This window comes from Streptomyces sp. NPDC001544, from assembly GCF_042894285.1.
Taxonomy (GTDB): domain Bacteria; phylum Actinomycetota; class Actinomycetes; order Streptomycetales; family Streptomycetaceae; genus Streptomyces.
The window spans coordinates 206,591-222,702 of record NZ_JBIAVN010000011.1 but is presented as its reverse complement, the minus strand read 5'-3'; the positions used below and the strand labels follow the sequence as shown (position 1 = coordinate 222,702).

14 protein-coding genes and 3 pseudogenes are annotated in these 16,112 nt (G+C 68.6%); 8 read left to right on the top strand and 9 right to left on the bottom strand.

Annotated features, from left to right (window positions below):
- Window positions 1-171: 171 nt before the first annotated feature.
- On the top strand, window positions 172-894 hold the full coding sequence (locus tag ACFY0F_RS26695; RefSeq protein WP_388799186.1) for an SMI1/KNR4 family protein: 723 nt from the start codon (window positions 172-174) through the stop codon (window positions 892-894).
- 158 nt (window positions 895-1,052) lie between these two features.
- Window positions 1,053-1,784 (top strand): helix-turn-helix domain-containing protein, encoded by a 732-nt coding sequence (locus ACFY0F_RS26690; RefSeq protein ID WP_388799183.1) that lies wholly within the window; start codon window positions 1,053-1,055, stop codon window positions 1,782-1,784.
- A 124-nt stretch (window positions 1,785-1,908) separates the two neighbouring features.
- On the opposite strand, the pseudogene ACFY0F_RS26685 reads toward ACFY0F_RS26690, so the two are convergent.
- Window positions 1,909-1,998: pseudogene (locus ACFY0F_RS26685) on the bottom strand (pentapeptide repeat-containing protein); the annotation flags it as partial.
- A gap of 446 nt (window positions 1,999-2,444) precedes the next feature.
- On the bottom strand, window positions 2,445-3,413 hold the full coding sequence (locus ACFY0F_RS26680; protein WP_388799180.1) for a ribosome-inactivating family protein: 969 nt from the start codon (window positions 3,411-3,413) through the stop codon (window positions 2,445-2,447).
- Window positions 3,414-3,552: 139 nt separating this feature from the next.
- Here ACFY0F_RS26680 and ACFY0F_RS26675 point away from each other — a divergent pair.
- The 3 genes and pseudogenes from ACFY0F_RS26675 to ACFY0F_RS26665 all read left to right on the top strand — a co-directional run.
- Window positions 3,553-3,651, top strand: a pseudogene (locus tag ACFY0F_RS26675) (ergot alkaloid biosynthesis protein); the annotation flags it as partial.
- 117 nt (window positions 3,652-3,768) lie between these two features.
- On the top strand, window positions 3,769-4,263 hold the full coding sequence (locus tag ACFY0F_RS26670) for a GNAT family N-acetyltransferase (RefSeq protein WP_388799177.1): 495 nt from the start codon (window positions 3,769-3,771) through the stop codon (window positions 4,261-4,263).
- A gap of 188 nt (window positions 4,264-4,451) precedes the next feature.
- A complete protein-coding gene (locus tag ACFY0F_RS26665) occupies window positions 4,452-4,907 on the top strand; it encodes a nuclear transport factor 2 family protein (RefSeq protein WP_388799175.1) in 456 nt (151 codons plus the stop codon).
- A 136-nt stretch (window positions 4,908-5,043) separates the two neighbouring features.
- On the opposite strand, the gene ACFY0F_RS26660 is transcribed toward ACFY0F_RS26665, so the two are convergent.
- The gene (locus tag ACFY0F_RS26660; RefSeq protein ID WP_388799173.1) at window positions 5,044-5,508 is read right to left on the bottom strand and encodes a hypothetical protein; all 465 of its coding nucleotides are present in this window, start codon (window positions 5,506-5,508) and stop codon (window positions 5,044-5,046) included.
- A 1,171-nt stretch (window positions 5,509-6,679) separates the two neighbouring features.
- Window positions 6,680-7,207 (bottom strand): SRPBCC family protein, encoded by a 528-nt coding sequence (locus ACFY0F_RS26655; protein ID WP_388799170.1) that lies wholly within the window; start codon window positions 7,205-7,207, stop codon window positions 6,680-6,682.
- A gap of 46 nt (window positions 7,208-7,253) precedes the next feature.
- On the opposite strand from ACFY0F_RS26655, the gene ACFY0F_RS26650 reads away from it, so the two are divergent.
- Window positions 7,254-7,862, top strand: a complete 609-nt coding sequence (locus ACFY0F_RS26650; protein WP_388799167.1) for a TetR/AcrR family transcriptional regulator — start codon at window positions 7,254-7,256, stop codon at window positions 7,860-7,862.
- 101 nt (window positions 7,863-7,963) lie between these two features.
- On the opposite strand, the pseudogene ACFY0F_RS26645 reads toward ACFY0F_RS26650, so the two are convergent.
- From ACFY0F_RS26645 to ACFY0F_RS26635, 3 genes and pseudogenes are all read right to left on the bottom strand, one after another.
- A pseudogene (locus tag ACFY0F_RS26645) lies at window positions 7,964-8,116 on the bottom strand (MerR family transcriptional regulator); the annotation flags it as partial.
- Window positions 8,117-8,538: 422 nt separating this feature from the next.
- Complete coding sequence (locus ACFY0F_RS26640; protein ID WP_388799164.1) at window positions 8,539-8,694, bottom strand: hypothetical protein; 156 nt, start codon at window positions 8,692-8,694, stop codon at window positions 8,539-8,541.
- A gap of 345 nt (window positions 8,695-9,039) precedes the next feature.
- On the bottom strand, window positions 9,040-9,453 hold the full coding sequence (locus tag ACFY0F_RS26635; RefSeq protein ID WP_388799161.1) for a DUF4345 domain-containing protein: 414 nt from the start codon (window positions 9,451-9,453) through the stop codon (window positions 9,040-9,042).
- A gap of 92 nt (window positions 9,454-9,545) precedes the next feature.
- Here ACFY0F_RS26635 and ACFY0F_RS26630 point away from each other — a divergent pair, with 92 nt between their 5' ends.
- Window positions 9,546-10,199, top strand: coding sequence for a TetR/AcrR family transcriptional regulator (locus ACFY0F_RS26630; protein ID WP_388799158.1), 654 nt, complete (start codon window positions 9,546-9,548; stop codon window positions 10,197-10,199).
- A gap of 91 nt (window positions 10,200-10,290) precedes the next feature.
- Here the strand turns inward: ACFY0F_RS26630 and ACFY0F_RS26625 are convergent, their stop codons facing one another.
- The gene (locus tag ACFY0F_RS26625; protein WP_388799155.1) at window positions 10,291-11,559 is read right to left on the bottom strand and encodes a PLP-dependent aminotransferase family protein; all 1,269 of its coding nucleotides are present in this window, start codon (window positions 11,557-11,559) and stop codon (window positions 10,291-10,293) included.
- A 222-nt stretch (window positions 11,560-11,781) separates the two neighbouring features.
- On the opposite strand from ACFY0F_RS26625, the gene ACFY0F_RS26620 reads away from it, so the two are divergent.
- Window positions 11,782-13,023 (top strand): MFS transporter, encoded by a 1,242-nt coding sequence (locus ACFY0F_RS26620; RefSeq protein ID WP_388799152.1) that lies wholly within the window; start codon window positions 11,782-11,784, stop codon window positions 13,021-13,023.
- Window positions 13,024-13,694: 671 nt separating this feature from the next.
- Here ACFY0F_RS26620 and ACFY0F_RS26615 read toward each other — a convergent pair.
- Window positions 13,695-16,106, bottom strand: coding sequence for a caspase domain-containing protein (locus ACFY0F_RS26615; protein ID WP_388799149.1), 2,412 nt, complete (start codon window positions 16,104-16,106; stop codon window positions 13,695-13,697).
- Window positions 16,107-16,112: the final 6 nt, after the last annotated feature.

Genomic DNA, 16,112 nt, shown 5'->3' with positions numbered 1-16,112 from the left:
AACGGGCGGCGAACAGCGCCTCCACGCTGCCCTCGAACGGCTGCGGCTGCCACGGCCCAGGCAGGTCCAGCCCGGCCCAGGCGGCCGCCACCCGCTCCGCATCCGAGGTCGCCCGTCCCAGCCGTGTCGGGGTGCGAAGAGGCTGGTGAGTGGGACGGATATCGTCCTGGCATGACACAAGGGTTCGATCTTGCCGCGTCGCTCGCCAGAGGCGTCGAAGACCGCAGTGGTGCATGGATCTTCATCCAGGGCTTCGCCGCCCACTGGGCCGGCGCCGCCCTGGGGCAGGATGACGGATGGGCGGAAGCCGATCTCGACGCTGCCGAGGAAAGGCTGGGTCTCCGATTGCCGACGGCGTTGCGCGAGGCGTATGTGATGTTCGGACGTCGGCGGGATCTCACCAGCAACCACGATGTGCTGCTCGGCCCTGCGGAGCTGTATGTCGATGACGGCAAGGAAGCTCTGGTCTTCCGTCACGAGAACCAGGGAGCCGCCTCGTGGGGCGTCCTTCTCAACAGTCTTCAGGATGACGATCCTGCAGTGTTCATCCGGCTTGATCTTGCCGACAAGAGCGCCGAGCGGTGGGAGGACTGGTTGGAGCGTCTGTCTCTTTGTTTCGTGGAGATCGTCTTGTCCGAGTCCCTGCAGGCCGATGAAGAGCTCTGCGACTTCCTCGACCCGGATGACGACAGCCTTGAACTGCTGGAAGCGAACTCCGTCCGACTGCCGTTCCCGGCATACCCCGTCGGCGAGGAAACACGGTGGTTCCTGGGCCAGGATGTCCTTCTGCGCGATGACGACGGCGCGGCCATCCTGGCTCGCGGCCGGACGGCAGAAGACCTCGACCGCGTTCGTGACCTGATCCCGGGTGATTGGCTCAACGACTATCGCTGACTACTTCCCAGATTCCTGATCAGGGCCCTCGGGGCGGTCTCGTAGCCGACGCCGTACTTCCGCATGAGCGCGCGCGTCGCCATGCCCGTCCTGGCGTCACGGCGGATCGCCGCGTACAGGTCGACCGTGGTGGAACTGGCCGGGGGCATGTGGAGTGGATGCACTTCAACCTCCAGCACCACGGTCCGCTCACCGCGGTCCAGGACGACCGGATCGCGACCGTCAAGCCGGGCGAGTTGTTCGCCTGCGACAGCACCAGGCCCTACCGGCTCGTCGGTGCGGGCCCCAGTGACATGACCGTGCTGTGCATACCGCGGGCAAGTCTCGGCAGGCACGTGGACTCCATCAGCAAGCGCACCGCACGCCCCATACCGGTGCAGGACGGGATCGGTGGGCTCCTCGGTCACGCACTGTCCACAGTCGACGGCGGCGCCGTCCAGGACGATGCGGCTCGTGCGCATCTGGCCGACGCTCTCACCGCGCTCCTGCTCGCAGCGTTCGCCGACACGAGCCCCGAGCGAACCTCTGTCACCAGTTGTCTCGCCGACCGCATCCGGACCTACGTGCTGGCCCACCTGAGCGATCCCCATCTTAGTGCGGAGCGTGTCGCGCGCCTGCACCGTATCTCCGTCCGTCACCTCCACTCCCTCTTCAAAGGCAGCGACCTGACGTTCGCCGCTTGGGTCCGGCATGAACGCCTGCTGCGGATCCGTCTAGACCTCGTGGCCCCGGCCTGCTCCGACATCTCCACGGCCGCGATCGCGGCCAAGTGGGGAGTGCACGATCCGAAACACCTGGGCAGAGCTCTGAAACGCGAATTCGGCGTGACCGTAAGCGACTTACGAGGAGTCCCGCGACTCCCACACCGCAGCCCCAGCCAAGATCATTGAGTCCAAGCGGGAGGACGAACCGCTGCCCGAGACACCAAAGCCCAAAAGAAGCAGGGCCAGGTCCTGGACCTGATGGCCGCGCTGCAGGAGTCGGTGCGCAAGGTGGCGAGACCGATGAAACCGCCGACGGCGAGATGACGGCAAAGTCGGCGGAGCGGGCGAAGGGCAGGGCCACGCAGCACAGACCGAAGCAGTTGGCGCAGTCGGCCTGCAGGTCCTTGCGGTCCTGGGCAGACTCGCGGTTCTGGAGCGCCTTGCGGTCTTGGGGCGCCCTGCTCTCCCGGGCCTCGTGGGTCGGCCCGGCCTTGCCGGCTGTCGGCCCTTCCCGGCCCGCTGGGCCCGGCGGCCCCGGTCGGCGGCGACGCCCTCCCGGCCCTGCCCTGCGGACGCGGCACGCTCGCGGCCCTGCGCCGAGGACGGGCCCTTGCGGAGGGGCACTTGCCCCCCGAGGAAGAGGCGGCTTCGTGCTGTGGCGACACTGTGCGTGCTCCTGTTGGCCGACGAGCACCGCATCGGGCGCTCCGAGAACGCCTTCGATTTTCGCAGACGGCGCGCGTCGCCCGAGCGGTCGACGGGACCGCGGCCGTCCGGCGCGCGGTACCGGAGAGGCGGGCCGCGGCCCACGAGCCGAGGCCCCGCCCCCCTGGGCAGCGCCCGGCATCAGAGCTCGTCATGGCTCCAGTCGCCGGAGTTTCCCTGATCGGGGACCGCGGTGATGCGGTACAGCATGATCGCGATGCGGGACGCCACGTCGCTCCACTGGTTCCAGGAGATTCCGCCGGTCGTGGTGATAGGCGTGGCGGACCCGTAGTTGGTGAGGTTGTAGCCGAAAGCCGAAGCGGCGCTCCAGGCGTTTTCGAGGTTTTGCTGGTACGCGGTCAGTCCCCTGGAGCCGTAGGCGCCGAGCATGGTGGTCCTGAACACCCCGTTGATGTCGTAGAAACGTGCCGCCTCGGAGGTGGCCTGGATCAGGAGCAGCAGCGACCGTGCCGTCCATTGCTGGTCACTTCCGTTGGCCTGGCCCCCGGTCGGGTTCGTGACATGCGCCAGCTGCTCCACGGCTCCGATGATGTCGGAGTAGTCGTGCTGGAAGTTGCTGCGGTTCACGCCGGCGGAGGCAGGGAGACTCGTGTAGGCGCCGCCGAAGAAGAGTGTCTGGACATTGCCGTTGGTCGTGAAACCGCTCTGAGCGAGTCGCGTACCCAGATTGATCCTGTTGTCATTGAACTGCCAGGTCTGGTTCCACTGGTTCGAGAATCCGAGAACATAGAGGTCGCTGGGGTCGATCCAAAGGCTCGTCTCGGTGTTGGAAGCGGTGACGTGCAGGCTCAGCCGGATGAGCCCCTGGTCGCTGTACTGGGTGATGCGGGTGTTACCGCGATACGAACCCGTGAACTGCGACGACGCCTGCCGGAGGCTGTCTATCAGACCCTGGTACTGGTTCTGCTGCGACTGGCTCCCCTGATTCGCGAGGTTCATGTAGACGTGGGTGATCTGGTTGGGTCCGACGGCCGCCGAAGCCGGACCCGCCCCCGTCGTCAGGGCGAGGGCGAAGGCGATCAGTGACGCTAGGGCGAAGGCCAGGAGGCCGCGCCGCCCTCCGTGGTTGGCCCGGGCATGCAGTCGCACTCTTCGAAACCTTTCTGTGCAGTCTCTGGGTCAAGCGGACGGAGAATTCGCGTCCACGCCCCACTGTGCTGAACGTCCGCATCCGGTACATCAGTCATTTGACTGCGTGCAGGTCGGCCGCCTTCCGCAACTTGTCGCCCGGGCTGTCGCCGAGGGCGCGGCGGACCGCCTCACCGGCACCGTCCAGCGTCTCACCGGACGGCCCGCGCGAACCTTCCGTGCCTTCCTCGCAAGGGAGATACGTTGCAAGAGCTGGTATTCCAGCCGTAGATCGTCATGCGCCCTGTTCCTGGGGCTGTCTGCCGCTGACGGAAACTCAGGTGGCCTCAGCGCACGATCTGGGTAGAGTCGGGCAATGCCCGAGCTGAAGCGGCTGCACTCCGGCCACGCCCCGGCGGTTTTGGCCTTCGAGCTGTTGAACCGCACCTACTTCGCTGCCTCGATCTCCGACCGCGGCGACGACTTCTTCGACCAGTTCCCCGACGGGTACGACGCCTTGCCGGCAGAGCAGGAGGCCGGCAGCTGCGCTTTCTACGTGCTCGTCGCCGATGACGGCTCGGTTCTGGGCAGGTTCAACCTGTACGACTTGGAGGACGGCACTGCCAACCCCGGCTATCGAGTCGCGGAGCAGGTCGCCGGCCACGGCGTGGCGACCTCGACCGTCCGGGAGCTGTGCCGGATCGCGGCAGCGCGGCACGGGCTGCGCACACTGCGGGCGGCCACCTCCCACGCCAACGCCGCGTTCCGAAGAGTCTTGACGAAGGCCGCGTTCGTCCCGGTTGGCCCTGCCTCCGCGGCCGATCTCGGCGGGAAGTCAGGCATCTGGTACCAGCGCGACCTCCAGCCATAGACCTTGATCCTGCTCGCGGGCCCCCGGCTTCCCCGCGTACGCGCCCGCCGCCGAGACCTGGCTGAAGGCGCAGGCCGCCTCCGGGTACTTCGCCGGAAACCTCACAGCCCTGTCGTTGCCATCATGGGCAGCACACGCCGAGGATCACCCCTCGTACTTGGAGACAGACAGTGTCCTCATCCTCCGCCATGGCCGCCGACCTGATATCGAGCTACCGAGCTGTGGAGAACCTGCTCGCACGTTACGCAGAACTCGTGGACGACGGCGATTTCGCAGGGCTCGGTCTCCTGCTCGCGGACGCCACTTTCGTCGGCAGCGGCACGCCGGTGCGCGGCAGGGAAGCGATCGAGAAGATGTTCCAGGACACGCTGATCGTCTATGCCGACGGCACGCCGCGAACCCAGCACGTCACCTCCAACATCGCCATCGAGGTCGAGGAACAGACCGGCACGGCGGTCGCACGTTCCTACGTCACCGTGCTGCAGGCGCTTCCCGACCTGCCGCTGCAGCCCATCGCCGCCGGTCGGTACCGCGACCGCTTCGAGCGCCGCGGCGGGCAGTGGCGTTTCGTCGAGCGACACGTCGACATCCGCCTCGTCGGCGACGTGAGTCGCCACCTGCAGCAGGCTGCCGCACGACGATAGGTCATTTCCGAAGCGCGGTTTGCATTCGATTCCGCGCTTCGTCCGGCCGCCGACACGCCCCAGGCAGAGGGCCGGTAGTGGTCGACTCCGGCCCTCTGCCTGTCGCACCTCTCGCACATGTGCGACGACGCTCCTGTCAGCCGCGGTGCTCTTCCGCGGTCATCGCACTGAGCACTCCCAGCAAGCTATCGATGGCCTGGAGAACCTGCCGCCGCTCGTGCGCGGGCAACAACGGATCGGACCAGGCGCCGGCTTGACCCACCCGGTGCAGTAGCGGCACGCACGCCTTCTCGACGGCCATCACAACCGCGTGACCGCTGTAGACGTCGTAGTGGGCACTGCGGCGCCACATCGACTCTGGCAGCTTCTCCAACTTCGCCAGCAGCGCCGACATGCCGCCCTGGTCGAACTCCGCCCGGACTTCTGCGGCCACTTCCTCGAGCGTCTCACAGCAGCCGATCGGATCACCAGGCTCGGGCTCCTCGTACTCCTCCACCAAGTACCGGTATTGCGGATCGCTCGTGAGGTTCCGCGGCACGAAGTAGCAACGGTCGCAGCAGGTCTTGACCCACGGCAAGCTCCAGCCGTACTCGGCATCCAAGATCCACACCACCCGCTTACGCCCTGGCGATGGGCAGGTCTGGCACGTGGTCACCGCTTCGGTGAGCGCCTTCCGTACCAGCGCCACCGCCTCGTCGGGAGCGTCCGTCCACGGAAAGCTTATGCAGCGCAGCTCACCGAACTTCTCGCCCCAGTGCAGTGCGGGTCCGGCTGGCCAGATCCACCGGAGCTGCTCGACGGCGCGCTGGGTGATCGGGTCTCAGCCCGCCCCGCGAGCGCTGAACATGACGAAGCGATCGGATCGGCCGGACTGCACGAACCGCAGCACTTGCGTGTACTTCTCGCCCGTGCCGACCTGACGGAGACGGGCCATCTGCGCATCGGTGGACTACCTCTTGGGCATCTGCTGCTCGTTCCTGACGGTCTCCCACGCTCCCGCCGGGCGAAAGGACACCGAAGGGACGCGGGCCCCGGAGGACCTTGGCCGGTCGATCACCTGCGGCGTGGGCGCCAGTGAACGGCGGGAGGCGTGCGCGACTCGCCCGCCGCGGATCGTACAGCAGCGGGTGGTCATGACGGTTCAGCGAGCCTCGGCCACGTGCCGCGCTGGAGCCGGCCGTCCTCTGCAGCTCAGGACAGAGCGGATCGGCTACGCCGCACGATCCTCACAGAGTTGGTGCAGCTAATGCCCCGAGCCTGTCGCCTCCGGGACACCCTTCCGGTAGTTCATGCCTCCCCCACAGGATGTAGCCGAGGTTCAAGTGCTCGAGTCCGGATAGGGCGACACGACTTCGGCCAGCGGCGATCTGTATACGGGGGTGGCGGGCATCGGGTTCCAATCGGTGCGGCGGGTTCTCGCTGTCCGCTGCATACGACGGCGTTCTGCCCTTGGATGTCTCCTCGCCGCGCAGCCGTGGCGGCCGGGTCCAGTCTCAGGGAAGGCTGCACTCTCGGTGCGCGACGGCACTTTAAATGGCTCGATGGTTCGGACCGCTGTGAGCTTAGGCATCGGTGCCGAGGTCTTTATGCTTGGCATCCCGAAGGGCCTGGACCCCGGGCTCCTGGCTGCCTGCCACCCCGGGGCGGGCGTCAGCCATTCTGTGTGCCGACCGTGTTCGTGCCGCGCCGCTTCTCCGTTCCGTGGCCCGGTCCGTGTGCGCCTATCCGCTCTGTCTCCCGGCTCGACGCCCCGAGCCGGGACGCTGGAAACGCTACTGGGCCGGGCCGCGATGGGTGTCGTGCCGGCGTCGGGGAGAAGATGCGGCATGTGCCGTCGTCTGGTTGGTATCTGATACGTGGCGAGCCAACTCGGTGGCCAGGCGTTGCATCACCGTGCGGTTGGCGCGACGCATCACCGCTCGCACGACTGGGGCCAGCAGCCGCTCGGCGAGAGGGGCCTGCAACCAGGTGTACGTGAACGACAGGTGGGTCCCACCGGCTCGCAGCGGTTCGATGACGTAAGTGCCGTGGGCCAGTCGTCGGCCGGCCGCGCTGACGTTGCGTTCGACGATGCGCCGGGGCACCTCGGCCTCGACGACCTCGATGGTGACGTCGGTCTTCGCGCCACCCAGGGTGGCAGTGACCGTGGCGCACGAACCAATGCCGCGAACAGGGCCGCTGTAGCGCCAGTCGGTCAGGTAATGGTTTGTGAACCGCTCGTGGTGAGCCATGACATCAAGGAAGTCGTAGACCTGCTCGGGCGTCTGATGTACGTCGATCGACACGCTGACAGCCTTCATGTACCACACGGTACATGAAGTGCGTACCAATTGGTACACTCCCTGTGTGGTGACTCCGGACGACTCGCATCCCGAAGACGAGGCAGGGCGAGACACGGACAGGGGCCGGCGTGCGCAACTGGTGGATGCGGCTGTCGAGCATGTCGCGAAGCACGGCATCGCGGACCTGAGTCTCCGTCGCCTGGGCGCCGCGATCGGTGTCAGCCATCGCATGCTGATCCACTACTTCGGCTCCAAGGAACAGCTGTTCGTCGAGATCGTCCGGACCTCGGAGAGGCGCCAGCGCGATCTGTTGTCCCGGCTCCGTCTGGAGCCCGGTCTCTCGCCCGCCGATGTCGGGCGGCTGCTGTGGCAGAAACTGGCCGACCCTCAACTCGAAGGCCAGGAGCGGCTTTTTTTCGAGATCTGCGGGCAGGCGCTGCGGGGCCGCCCCGAGGCTGTCGCCATCCTTGATGGGCTCGTGGCGGACTGGCTGGAGCCGCTCGTGGCGGCCGAGGTCGGCGCAGGCGCGAGCCCTGTCACGGCCCGGAACCGCGCCAGGCTGGGACTCGCCACCGTCCGAGGACTGCTGCTCGACCTGCTCGCCACCGGCGACCGCGCCGGCGTCGACGCGGCAATGGAGGAGTTCCTCCAGCTGTACTACGGATCGGAGTGACGGAGACAGCGATCAGGCCACGCCCCCGGGTCAGACGTCACGCCACCGTTCGAACGGCGTCCCCAGAGGCACACGTACGCCTCGACCTGGTTCACAGCTCGCTGTCGGATGAGTGACACGCGCTGGACCGCAGCATCGGAATAGTGACGCTGCCCCGCGTCGGAAGGTGAACTGGTCAGCAGGCCCTGCTCTTCGTGGTACCGCAGTGAGCGCCGACTCATGCCCGTGCGCTTGGACAACTCGCCTATCCGCATCCCTGAGAGCCAACGCCCGCCTGCTCCAGGTTCAGACCGCCGTCGAGTCATGGACGCTCGCGGGCACTCCCACGGCCGCAGAGTTGTCCTCCGGGTCCCACGACTGAGCACGTTCGTCTGTACACGCCAGAGCACTACGCCGACAAGCGCCGTTCCACCAGCCGTTTTCACAAACTCGGGCCCTCGCCCCCTCGACACGGGAGACGGAGGCTGTCCCAGCCCAGCACCACCGCCGCCCGACGGGCACCGAGACCATCGCCTCCCGCCTCGACGGCGGCGGCGAGCAACGCCTGGTAGTCCATCGACAACACCTCGGTTCCGGCGGAAGACTGGCGGTGAGGCACCGCCCGGCGCGGGCCCACCGGCTTCCTCCGCGACACGACGGCCACGGTGGGCGCATCCTCCTCCGCCAGCGCCTCCAGTTACCGCTCCATGCCGATCACCCGGCGCCGGAGCACCTCTTCCGCCTCCGCCAGATCGGCCCGGATCCGCTCCAACTCGGCCTCGAGGTCCTCCACCCGCACCGCCGTGGCCTTCTGCCGCGCATCAACACCGCCAGCATCGATGGCACCCGCCACCCCCACGACATCTCGGCCAACAACGGACCGAGACTCCCGCAACAACTGTCTTCTCATGCCTGACCAGCAGAAACCGCACACGAGGTTCGGAAAGAGAACGACCTCTTACGCCGAGGAAAGCGACTTCGCGATCGAGCGCGCCCTGTTGGAGGGGCGGCCACACGCGACCTGTGGCGGCCGGCTTCACCCAGTTCCGCAAGGCGTTCCGGATGAATGCCGATCTCAGGCACCCGCACCAAGGACTCCGAACGCTGGCACCGGACCGCTGCCGACGATCACCCGGTTCCCCACCGGAAGCGTCGACCTCCCCGTCCAAGTGGCCGATCCAGGCGCGCTCAGGCACTTTCACCGCCTGGCAGGTGTGACCTCCACATTGCTGCGCAGGGTCCGCTCCTCTGCGTCGGCCAGCCAGAAGAAGACCGGCGGCAGGCCGAGCTCGATCACCGCCAGTGCGATCTGAAACCACTGCGGCCAGCCATGCACGGCGAGCGAGAGCAGTCGGCCCGCGCCACCCAGCAGGAAAACGCCGGCCAGCCACCGCACCACTCGAGCCGGGACCGGACGCTGCCGCACGGCCCAGAGCCAAGCCAGCCCGTAGCCGGCGAACACGGCGCCCATGAACCGGCCCCAGCTGTCGACCGTCGCACCGGCGGAGGCGGCACCGGGGATCGCCGCGTTGCCGAGTGCCACGTGGAAGAGGCCGATCGCCACACAGGTCCAGCCCATCAGCTGTGCGAGTAGACGCAGAGTCCTGGCCATGATTCCTCCAAGCCGTCCTGTACGACACTTAGTTGACACGGGTCTACTACGATGAGTGCACTAGTAGACCCATGTCAACTAAGCTCTGTGTCATGCCTCCGCGCCGACGACTCAGCCCCGCCGACCGCCGCGCCCAGCTCCTCACCGTCGGCGCACGGCTCTTCGCCGCACACCCCTACGCCGATGTGCTGATGGAGGAAGTCGCCGAACAGGCCGGTGTCTCTCGGGCCCTGCTCTACCGTCACTTCCCCAGCAAGCACGCCCTCTTCGCAGCCGTCTACCAGCAGGCAGCGGACCAACTGCTCGCCGGAACACAGCTCGACCCCAACGCCCCCCTGGCGGAGCAGCTCATCCACGGCATGGACGTCCATCTCGACTACTTCGTGGCGAACCGCAACGCCGTCCTCGCGGCGAACCGGGTCCTCGCGGGCGACCCGGTGATCCAGACGATCATGACGAACGAACTGGACGCACTCCGTGCCCGACTGCTGGCCGTACTCCCACTCGCGGACGAGAGCGCCCGCGAGGCAGTGTCCGATGTCCTGAAGAGCTGGCTTGTCTTCGTCCGGGTCCTCTGCGTCGACTGGCTTACCCACGGGACCTGTACCCGCACTCAGCTGCGCGACGTCTGCATCGGCGCAGTTCTCGGCGCCCTCCGGCCGCTGCTCGCCGAAGACCCTGCCCCCGACTGGACGCCACAAGAATCCGGCGCGGCTGCCCAGGGCTGCCCGCCCCACAACACGTAGAGAGCCCGAGGCGCCGCCAGCAGGTCGGGCTCAAAGGTCTGGATGGGGAGGCCGACGCTACAGGAGTCCCTTCCTTCCCTTGGCTTGTGCTTCACACCTGTCCGGAAGCACGGCCATGCGGGTGACGGCCGTCACCGCGGAGCAGGTCGCCCACCACCTGGACGCCGACGGCCAGGGCGTGGTGACTCACGTTCCCGAAACCCAGGACGAGCCGGGCCGGCGTGGTCGCCCCCGACGTACGGCACGTGCTCATGCCGTACAGACCGACCGACCGCTCCCGCGCCGCGGTGACGACTGCCCGTTCGTCGGCGTTTGGGCCAAGGTGCGCGACCGCGTGGAAGCCCGCCGCCAGACCGGTCACCGCGACTCCTGGGGCGTGTGCGGCCAACGCCTCCACCAGGGTGGTGCGCCGGGCCGCGTAGCGGGTACGCGCCCGGCGCAGGTGCCGGTCGTAGCGGCCGGACTCGATGAGCGTCGCCAGGGCTAGCTGGTCCAGCGTCGGGGAGCCGCGGTCGCTGAGGTGCTTGTGCTCCGCGACCAAGGCGTCGAGGCCTGGCGGGCACAGCAGCCAGCCGAGCCGCACCGCCGGCGCCAGAGACTTGCTGACCGATCCACTGGAGATGACACGGTCCGGGGCGAGGCCCTGCAGGGTGCCGACCGGATCCCGGTCGTAGCGGAACTCCGCGTCGTAGTCGTCCTCGATGATCACGGCGTCCCGGCGCACCGCCCAGTCGACCAGCGCCAGCCGACGCTCAGGGGCCAGCACGACCCCCGTGGGCCACTGGTGCGCCGGGGTGACCACCACCGCGCGGGCGTCGGTCGCGGCGAGTGCCTCGACGTCGATGCCCCGGTCGTCCACCGGAACCGGAACCGACGCCATTCCCGCCCATGCCGCAGCGGAACGCGTCGTCACGGGCGAACCCGGGTCCTCGTATGCGACCGTACGTACCCCCGAGCGGGCCAGGGCGTGCAGCGCGAGACCGAGACCCTGGGCATATCCGGAGCAGACCACCATCCGCTCCGGATCAGCCACGCAGGCACGCACCCGCCGCAGATAGCCCGCCAGGACCTCGCGCAGCACCGCGCTGCCCCGGGCGTCCCCGTAGGCGAGCGCCGAGACGGAGGCGGACCGGGCGGACTCGCGCATGGCCCACAGCCAGTCGGCCATGGGGAAGGACCGCAGGTCGGGCACGCCCCACTGGAAGTCCGCCAGCAGGGCCGGCCGCATCGTGGCGTGCTTGACCGGCAGCTGCGGTACGGGTGTGTGCGCAGCGACCCTGGTGCCCGAGCCAGCACGGGTCACGAGGTAGCCCTCGGCCTGAAGCTGGGCGTAACACTCCTGCACCAGACCGCGGGACACACCGAGACCGTGGGCGAGAGAGCGGGAGGACGGGAAGCCGCTCACCACTGTGCAGTCGGCCGGCCCGGATCGCCTCCCGCAACCGACGCTCCACCTGCGAGCGGAGCGGCTCAGGGCTCTCCCGATCGATCACCAGCAACAGATCCGGCGATGAACCGGCCCACTCAACAGGCATGGAATTGGAGCTTACTGAGGGGCCGGTCCGATTCCTAGGTTCACCTCATGACCTCATCCGTCGACGCACAGCACCGAGCAGCCGAGGCACGGCCACCGCTGTTGACCCGCGCACTGCTGATGCGTTTCGTCACGGTCGTGGAAGCCTCGGCCAGCTTCTTCCTGCTGCTCTCCGTCGTCCCGATGTACGCCCAGAGCGTGCCGGGCCGGGGTAGCGACGGGGCGGGCCTGGTCACTGGCGCGCTGATGCTGGCGACGGTCACCGGCGAGCTGATGGCCCCGTGGCTGGCGGCACGCTGCGGCTATCGCGTGGCGTTGGGTGCGGGGTTGCTGTTGCTGGGTGCTCCAGCGCTGGTCCTGACGGTCTCGCAGAGCATGGTGTGGATCGTCGCGGTGTGTCTCGTCCGCGGTCTCGGCTTCGCGTTCACCGTAGTGGCGGGCGGGGCACTGACGGTGTCGCTGATCCCGCCCGAGCGCCGCGGCGAGGGTCTGGCCATGACCGGCATCGTGGCCGGTGTGCCGTCGCTCGTGGGGCTGCCGCTCGGGACGTGGCTGGCCTCGCACACAGGATACGGGCCGGTCTGCACAGTGGCGGCCCTGCTTGCGCTGGTCTCCATCGTCGCCGTACCGGGCCTGCCCGACCGGGAGGTGGCGACGGGCCCGCCCCTGGGCGTGTTCGCCGGGGGCCGTTCCGGGGCGATCGCCCGGCCCACGGCCGTTTTCGCGGCGACGGCGCTGGGCGCGGGCATCATCGTCACGTTCCTGCCGCTGGCCGTGGCGTCGCGCAATGCCGACGTGGTCGCAGCGGCGCTGTTCGTGCAGCCGGCCGCCGCGACAGTATCCCGGTGGTTCGCCGGCCGGCACGGCGACAGGCACGGACCCGCCGGGCTGGTCCTGCCGGGGCTGCTCACCTCGGCCGTCGGCATCCTCGGCGTCGCCCTCACGGACGTCCCCGTCGCGGTGATCTTGGGCGTGGCCGTGTTCGGGATCGGCTTCGGCATCACCCAGAACGCGACGATCACGCTGATGTGCTCCCGGGTCCCGGCCTCCGGGTACGGGACCGTGAGTGCCCTGTGGAATGTCGCCTACGACGCGGGCATGGGCTTCGGCGCGGTCGGCTTCGGCGCGGTGGCGGGCCTGACCGGCTACCCCGGCGCCTTCGTCCTGACGGGCGCCCTGATGCTGACCGCCCTCGTCCCAGCCTGGTGGGACCGGGCGGCCGCGGGCAGACACCAGCCAACGGGGGCCGCGGACCCGGCGGCGCCGCGAGAGGAGAAGAAGAAGCAGTGATGAACTATCGAAAATCCACGCACACGGCAACTATCCCGGTCTCTCAACCCGCAGGGAAGAAAGAAAAAGGAGGTGTAAGTGAACGCGGTACTCGAACTGCGCCAAGCGCGAGTGTCTGATCACCATGTGATCGTCGGGTGCGTGCAGCAATGGTGGAACGACTCCCGCACACCTGATCAGGTTCGCGAACGCTGCTGCTTCCCCGGCTGTTTCCGCAGTTCCTCTCCCGCACCAGTCTGGTACTGGAGGACGATGAGGAATCAGAGCGTTCCTCATCGGCTTCCACGCCGCAGACCGCACCGCTACGCGGTCTACCTCTCCTTCATGCAGGCGGCCGCTGGCCACGCAGCGGCAACGAGTACATGGCCGCCCAACACCTCGACCGACCTACTCGAATACGCCCTGTTCAGCACCTCGCGGATGTGAACCGTGGCTGCCTGTGACCCCGTCGCGCCGGTCTCGGGGGGACGGCACCGCGCCGAAGGCTGAACCGTGGCGCGCTCTGGACATTCTGGTCGGGCAGGGGGAGCAGTGAGGACCGCGCGCCGGAGCACCGGACCGATCCACCATCTTGCAGTCTCTGGTCACGGGGCTCGTGCAGGTCGTTGATTGCTGGCTCGTGCTGGGCGTGGGCTTTTGCCGGAGCTCAAGACCGTCTGATGCCTCGGCGATCACGGATCCGTGGATTCTTCTGCGTGAGCGTGGTGTCTGTCCGTACGGTCCCGTCCGGCGAAATGCCTCAGCGCGGTGGAGAGTTCCCGCTCGTCACCGCGAACGCCGTCGAACGCCCGGATGCCGACCACGGCCACCCCGCCGGAGTGCGGCACGAAGCACTCCCGCCACCGCCACTTGGCCGGAACGGACGCGCCCTGCTTGAACCACAGCACGAGCGCGGGGGCCGGTCCGGTGAGCGTGAACTCGGAGACCCGGGCCACGGTGGCGCGACTTACCAGCGGCCACGGCACCCGGGTGCGAGACGTGGCGGTGCGGAGCTCCACCGCCTGGCCGTCGAGGCACAGTTCGCACCGTTCCCCGACCATGATCCCGGCCAGCAGGGTCAGGGCCGCCGTCACCAGGGCCAGCGTCAGCGATGCGCCGCCGTCAAGCACGCTGGCGAGGAACACCGGCAGTGCCGACGCGCCGGACAGGCCCAGCACCCAGACGGCCTTGCTGCGCGGCCCCGCCAGACGCCCGACGAGCGTGAAGTCCGCGCCGAACGCGTCGTCGCCCGGCTCGTCCGGGGCGTCCTGCCGCCCCTGCCAGCGGTGCCCGGCGAACCGGGCCAGAGCGGCGTCGAGCTCGTCCGGCGACACGGCGAGCGCGGCGGTCACCAGCGTAACGGTCCGGCTACGGGGATCGTACGGGATGGACAACCTGCCGGAGAACGGCCGATGCGCGGTCGGCCGCCGTGGGGTGCGCACATGCAGCTCGGGCCCGTGCTTGCCGGACCGGATCACCACATCTTCGACGTCCGGCCAGGCCACATCGAGCCTGCCGAGATTGGCGCGGATGCCGATGCCGTGACGGTCGATGCGCAGGCGAGCCGGCAGTAGTCCGATGGCCAGAACATACAGCCCGAGCGTTCCCCACACCGCCAGCCAGCACACCCCGAGGGCGGTCGCGACCTGCCATGCGGAGGCGAAGCCGATCAGGCCGAGGGCACCAAGGGCGGCGAAGAAGACGGCCCAGAACACTCCCGCCGCGCGCACAACCCGTCTCTTATGGAACACCGCCACAGGCAGAGTCGCGCGAAGACCGTGCGCGTCGTCCCACAGTCCGGGCGCATGCCGGCGGATGACCGAAGTCACCTCGTCCTCGGACGCGCTCAGCCATCCCAGGCGGCAGAACCACAACACGCCCCTGGCCCGGTCCATGCGCGGCCCCACCCGTTGCCGGCGCGGCGGGACGAACCCGCGGCGCGGCCAGACCACGACCCGGTTGGCCTGGATCCGTCCGGCCGCGGAACGCATCGTGGTGACGCGCTGGACGTCGTCCCAGCGGATCCGCTGGATCCCGTGATCGGCCGTCAGGCACAACCCGCATTCGTCGACAAGGAGTTCGTAGCGCCGCGGTAGTCGCGGCAAGACGATCCGCAGCAGAAGCAGCACGGCAGCGGCGACCACCACTCCCAGCCCGATGACGCGGGGGTCGGTGAGCGAGCCGCGGTCGAACGGCACGGCCGCAAGCATCACGGCGGCGCTGGTCAGCGCCGCCAGCCAGCGAAAGACAGCCACCAGGCGCCGGGCCCGTTTCAGGGCGGGGTGGACGGTGAAGGTTACCGGGCCCGCATTGGTGTCCCCAGCGGCCCGGTCGCCCTCCCCTGGCGTCCCGCCGGTTGCCTGGTCGTCCTGCTCTTCGATCCGGTGGGCGGGGTTGACCGTGAGCGCCAGCGCTGCGGCGGTGTCCGTGCCCTGCTGCCTCGGCTGCGGAGTCAGGGTACGGCGCAGCTCAGCATGGAGCGTGCCCAGCGTCAACAGGGGCCCGCCGCCCGGAACACCGGTGTCCAGCAGGTCCAGCAGCGCCCCGGTGAACAGCGTGCGCCGCTCCCCGACCGGTGCGAGCGCTGTTCTGGTGGCCGAGGTCGCAGTGAGCGTGTACGCGCCCGAGACCTCGGTCTGCGCGAACGCGATGTCCTCGGCGGTGCCCATCGTGTCGGTGATGGCCCGCCCGCTGTAGCAGCAGTCCAGGATCAGCACCCGGTTGCGGGCCCTGCTGCGCGTGATGAGGTCGCGCAGTTCGGCGAACCGCACCGAGGTGAACAGCGGATCCTGCGGATTGCTGCGGGAGAGGGCCAGGAACAGCTCCCTGCCGTCCGGGCCGATCAGGCCGTGCCCGGCGAAATAGACCAGCAGGAGGTCCTCGGCCTCGTCGGCGGCCCTGCGCACCACCTGGCACACCGCCCGGTCGTCGGTGTGGTCCAGCAGGGTCAGGCAGTGCTGTGGGCGAAGTCCGGTGCGCTCCACGAGTGCGGACATCAGTCCGTTCACGTTCCCGGTGACGCCGGGCAGCTCCGCCAGCCCGGAGGCCACGTCGTAGGCACGGGTGCCGATGATCACGGCCCGTGAGGTGTCAGGATCGGGCAACCGCAC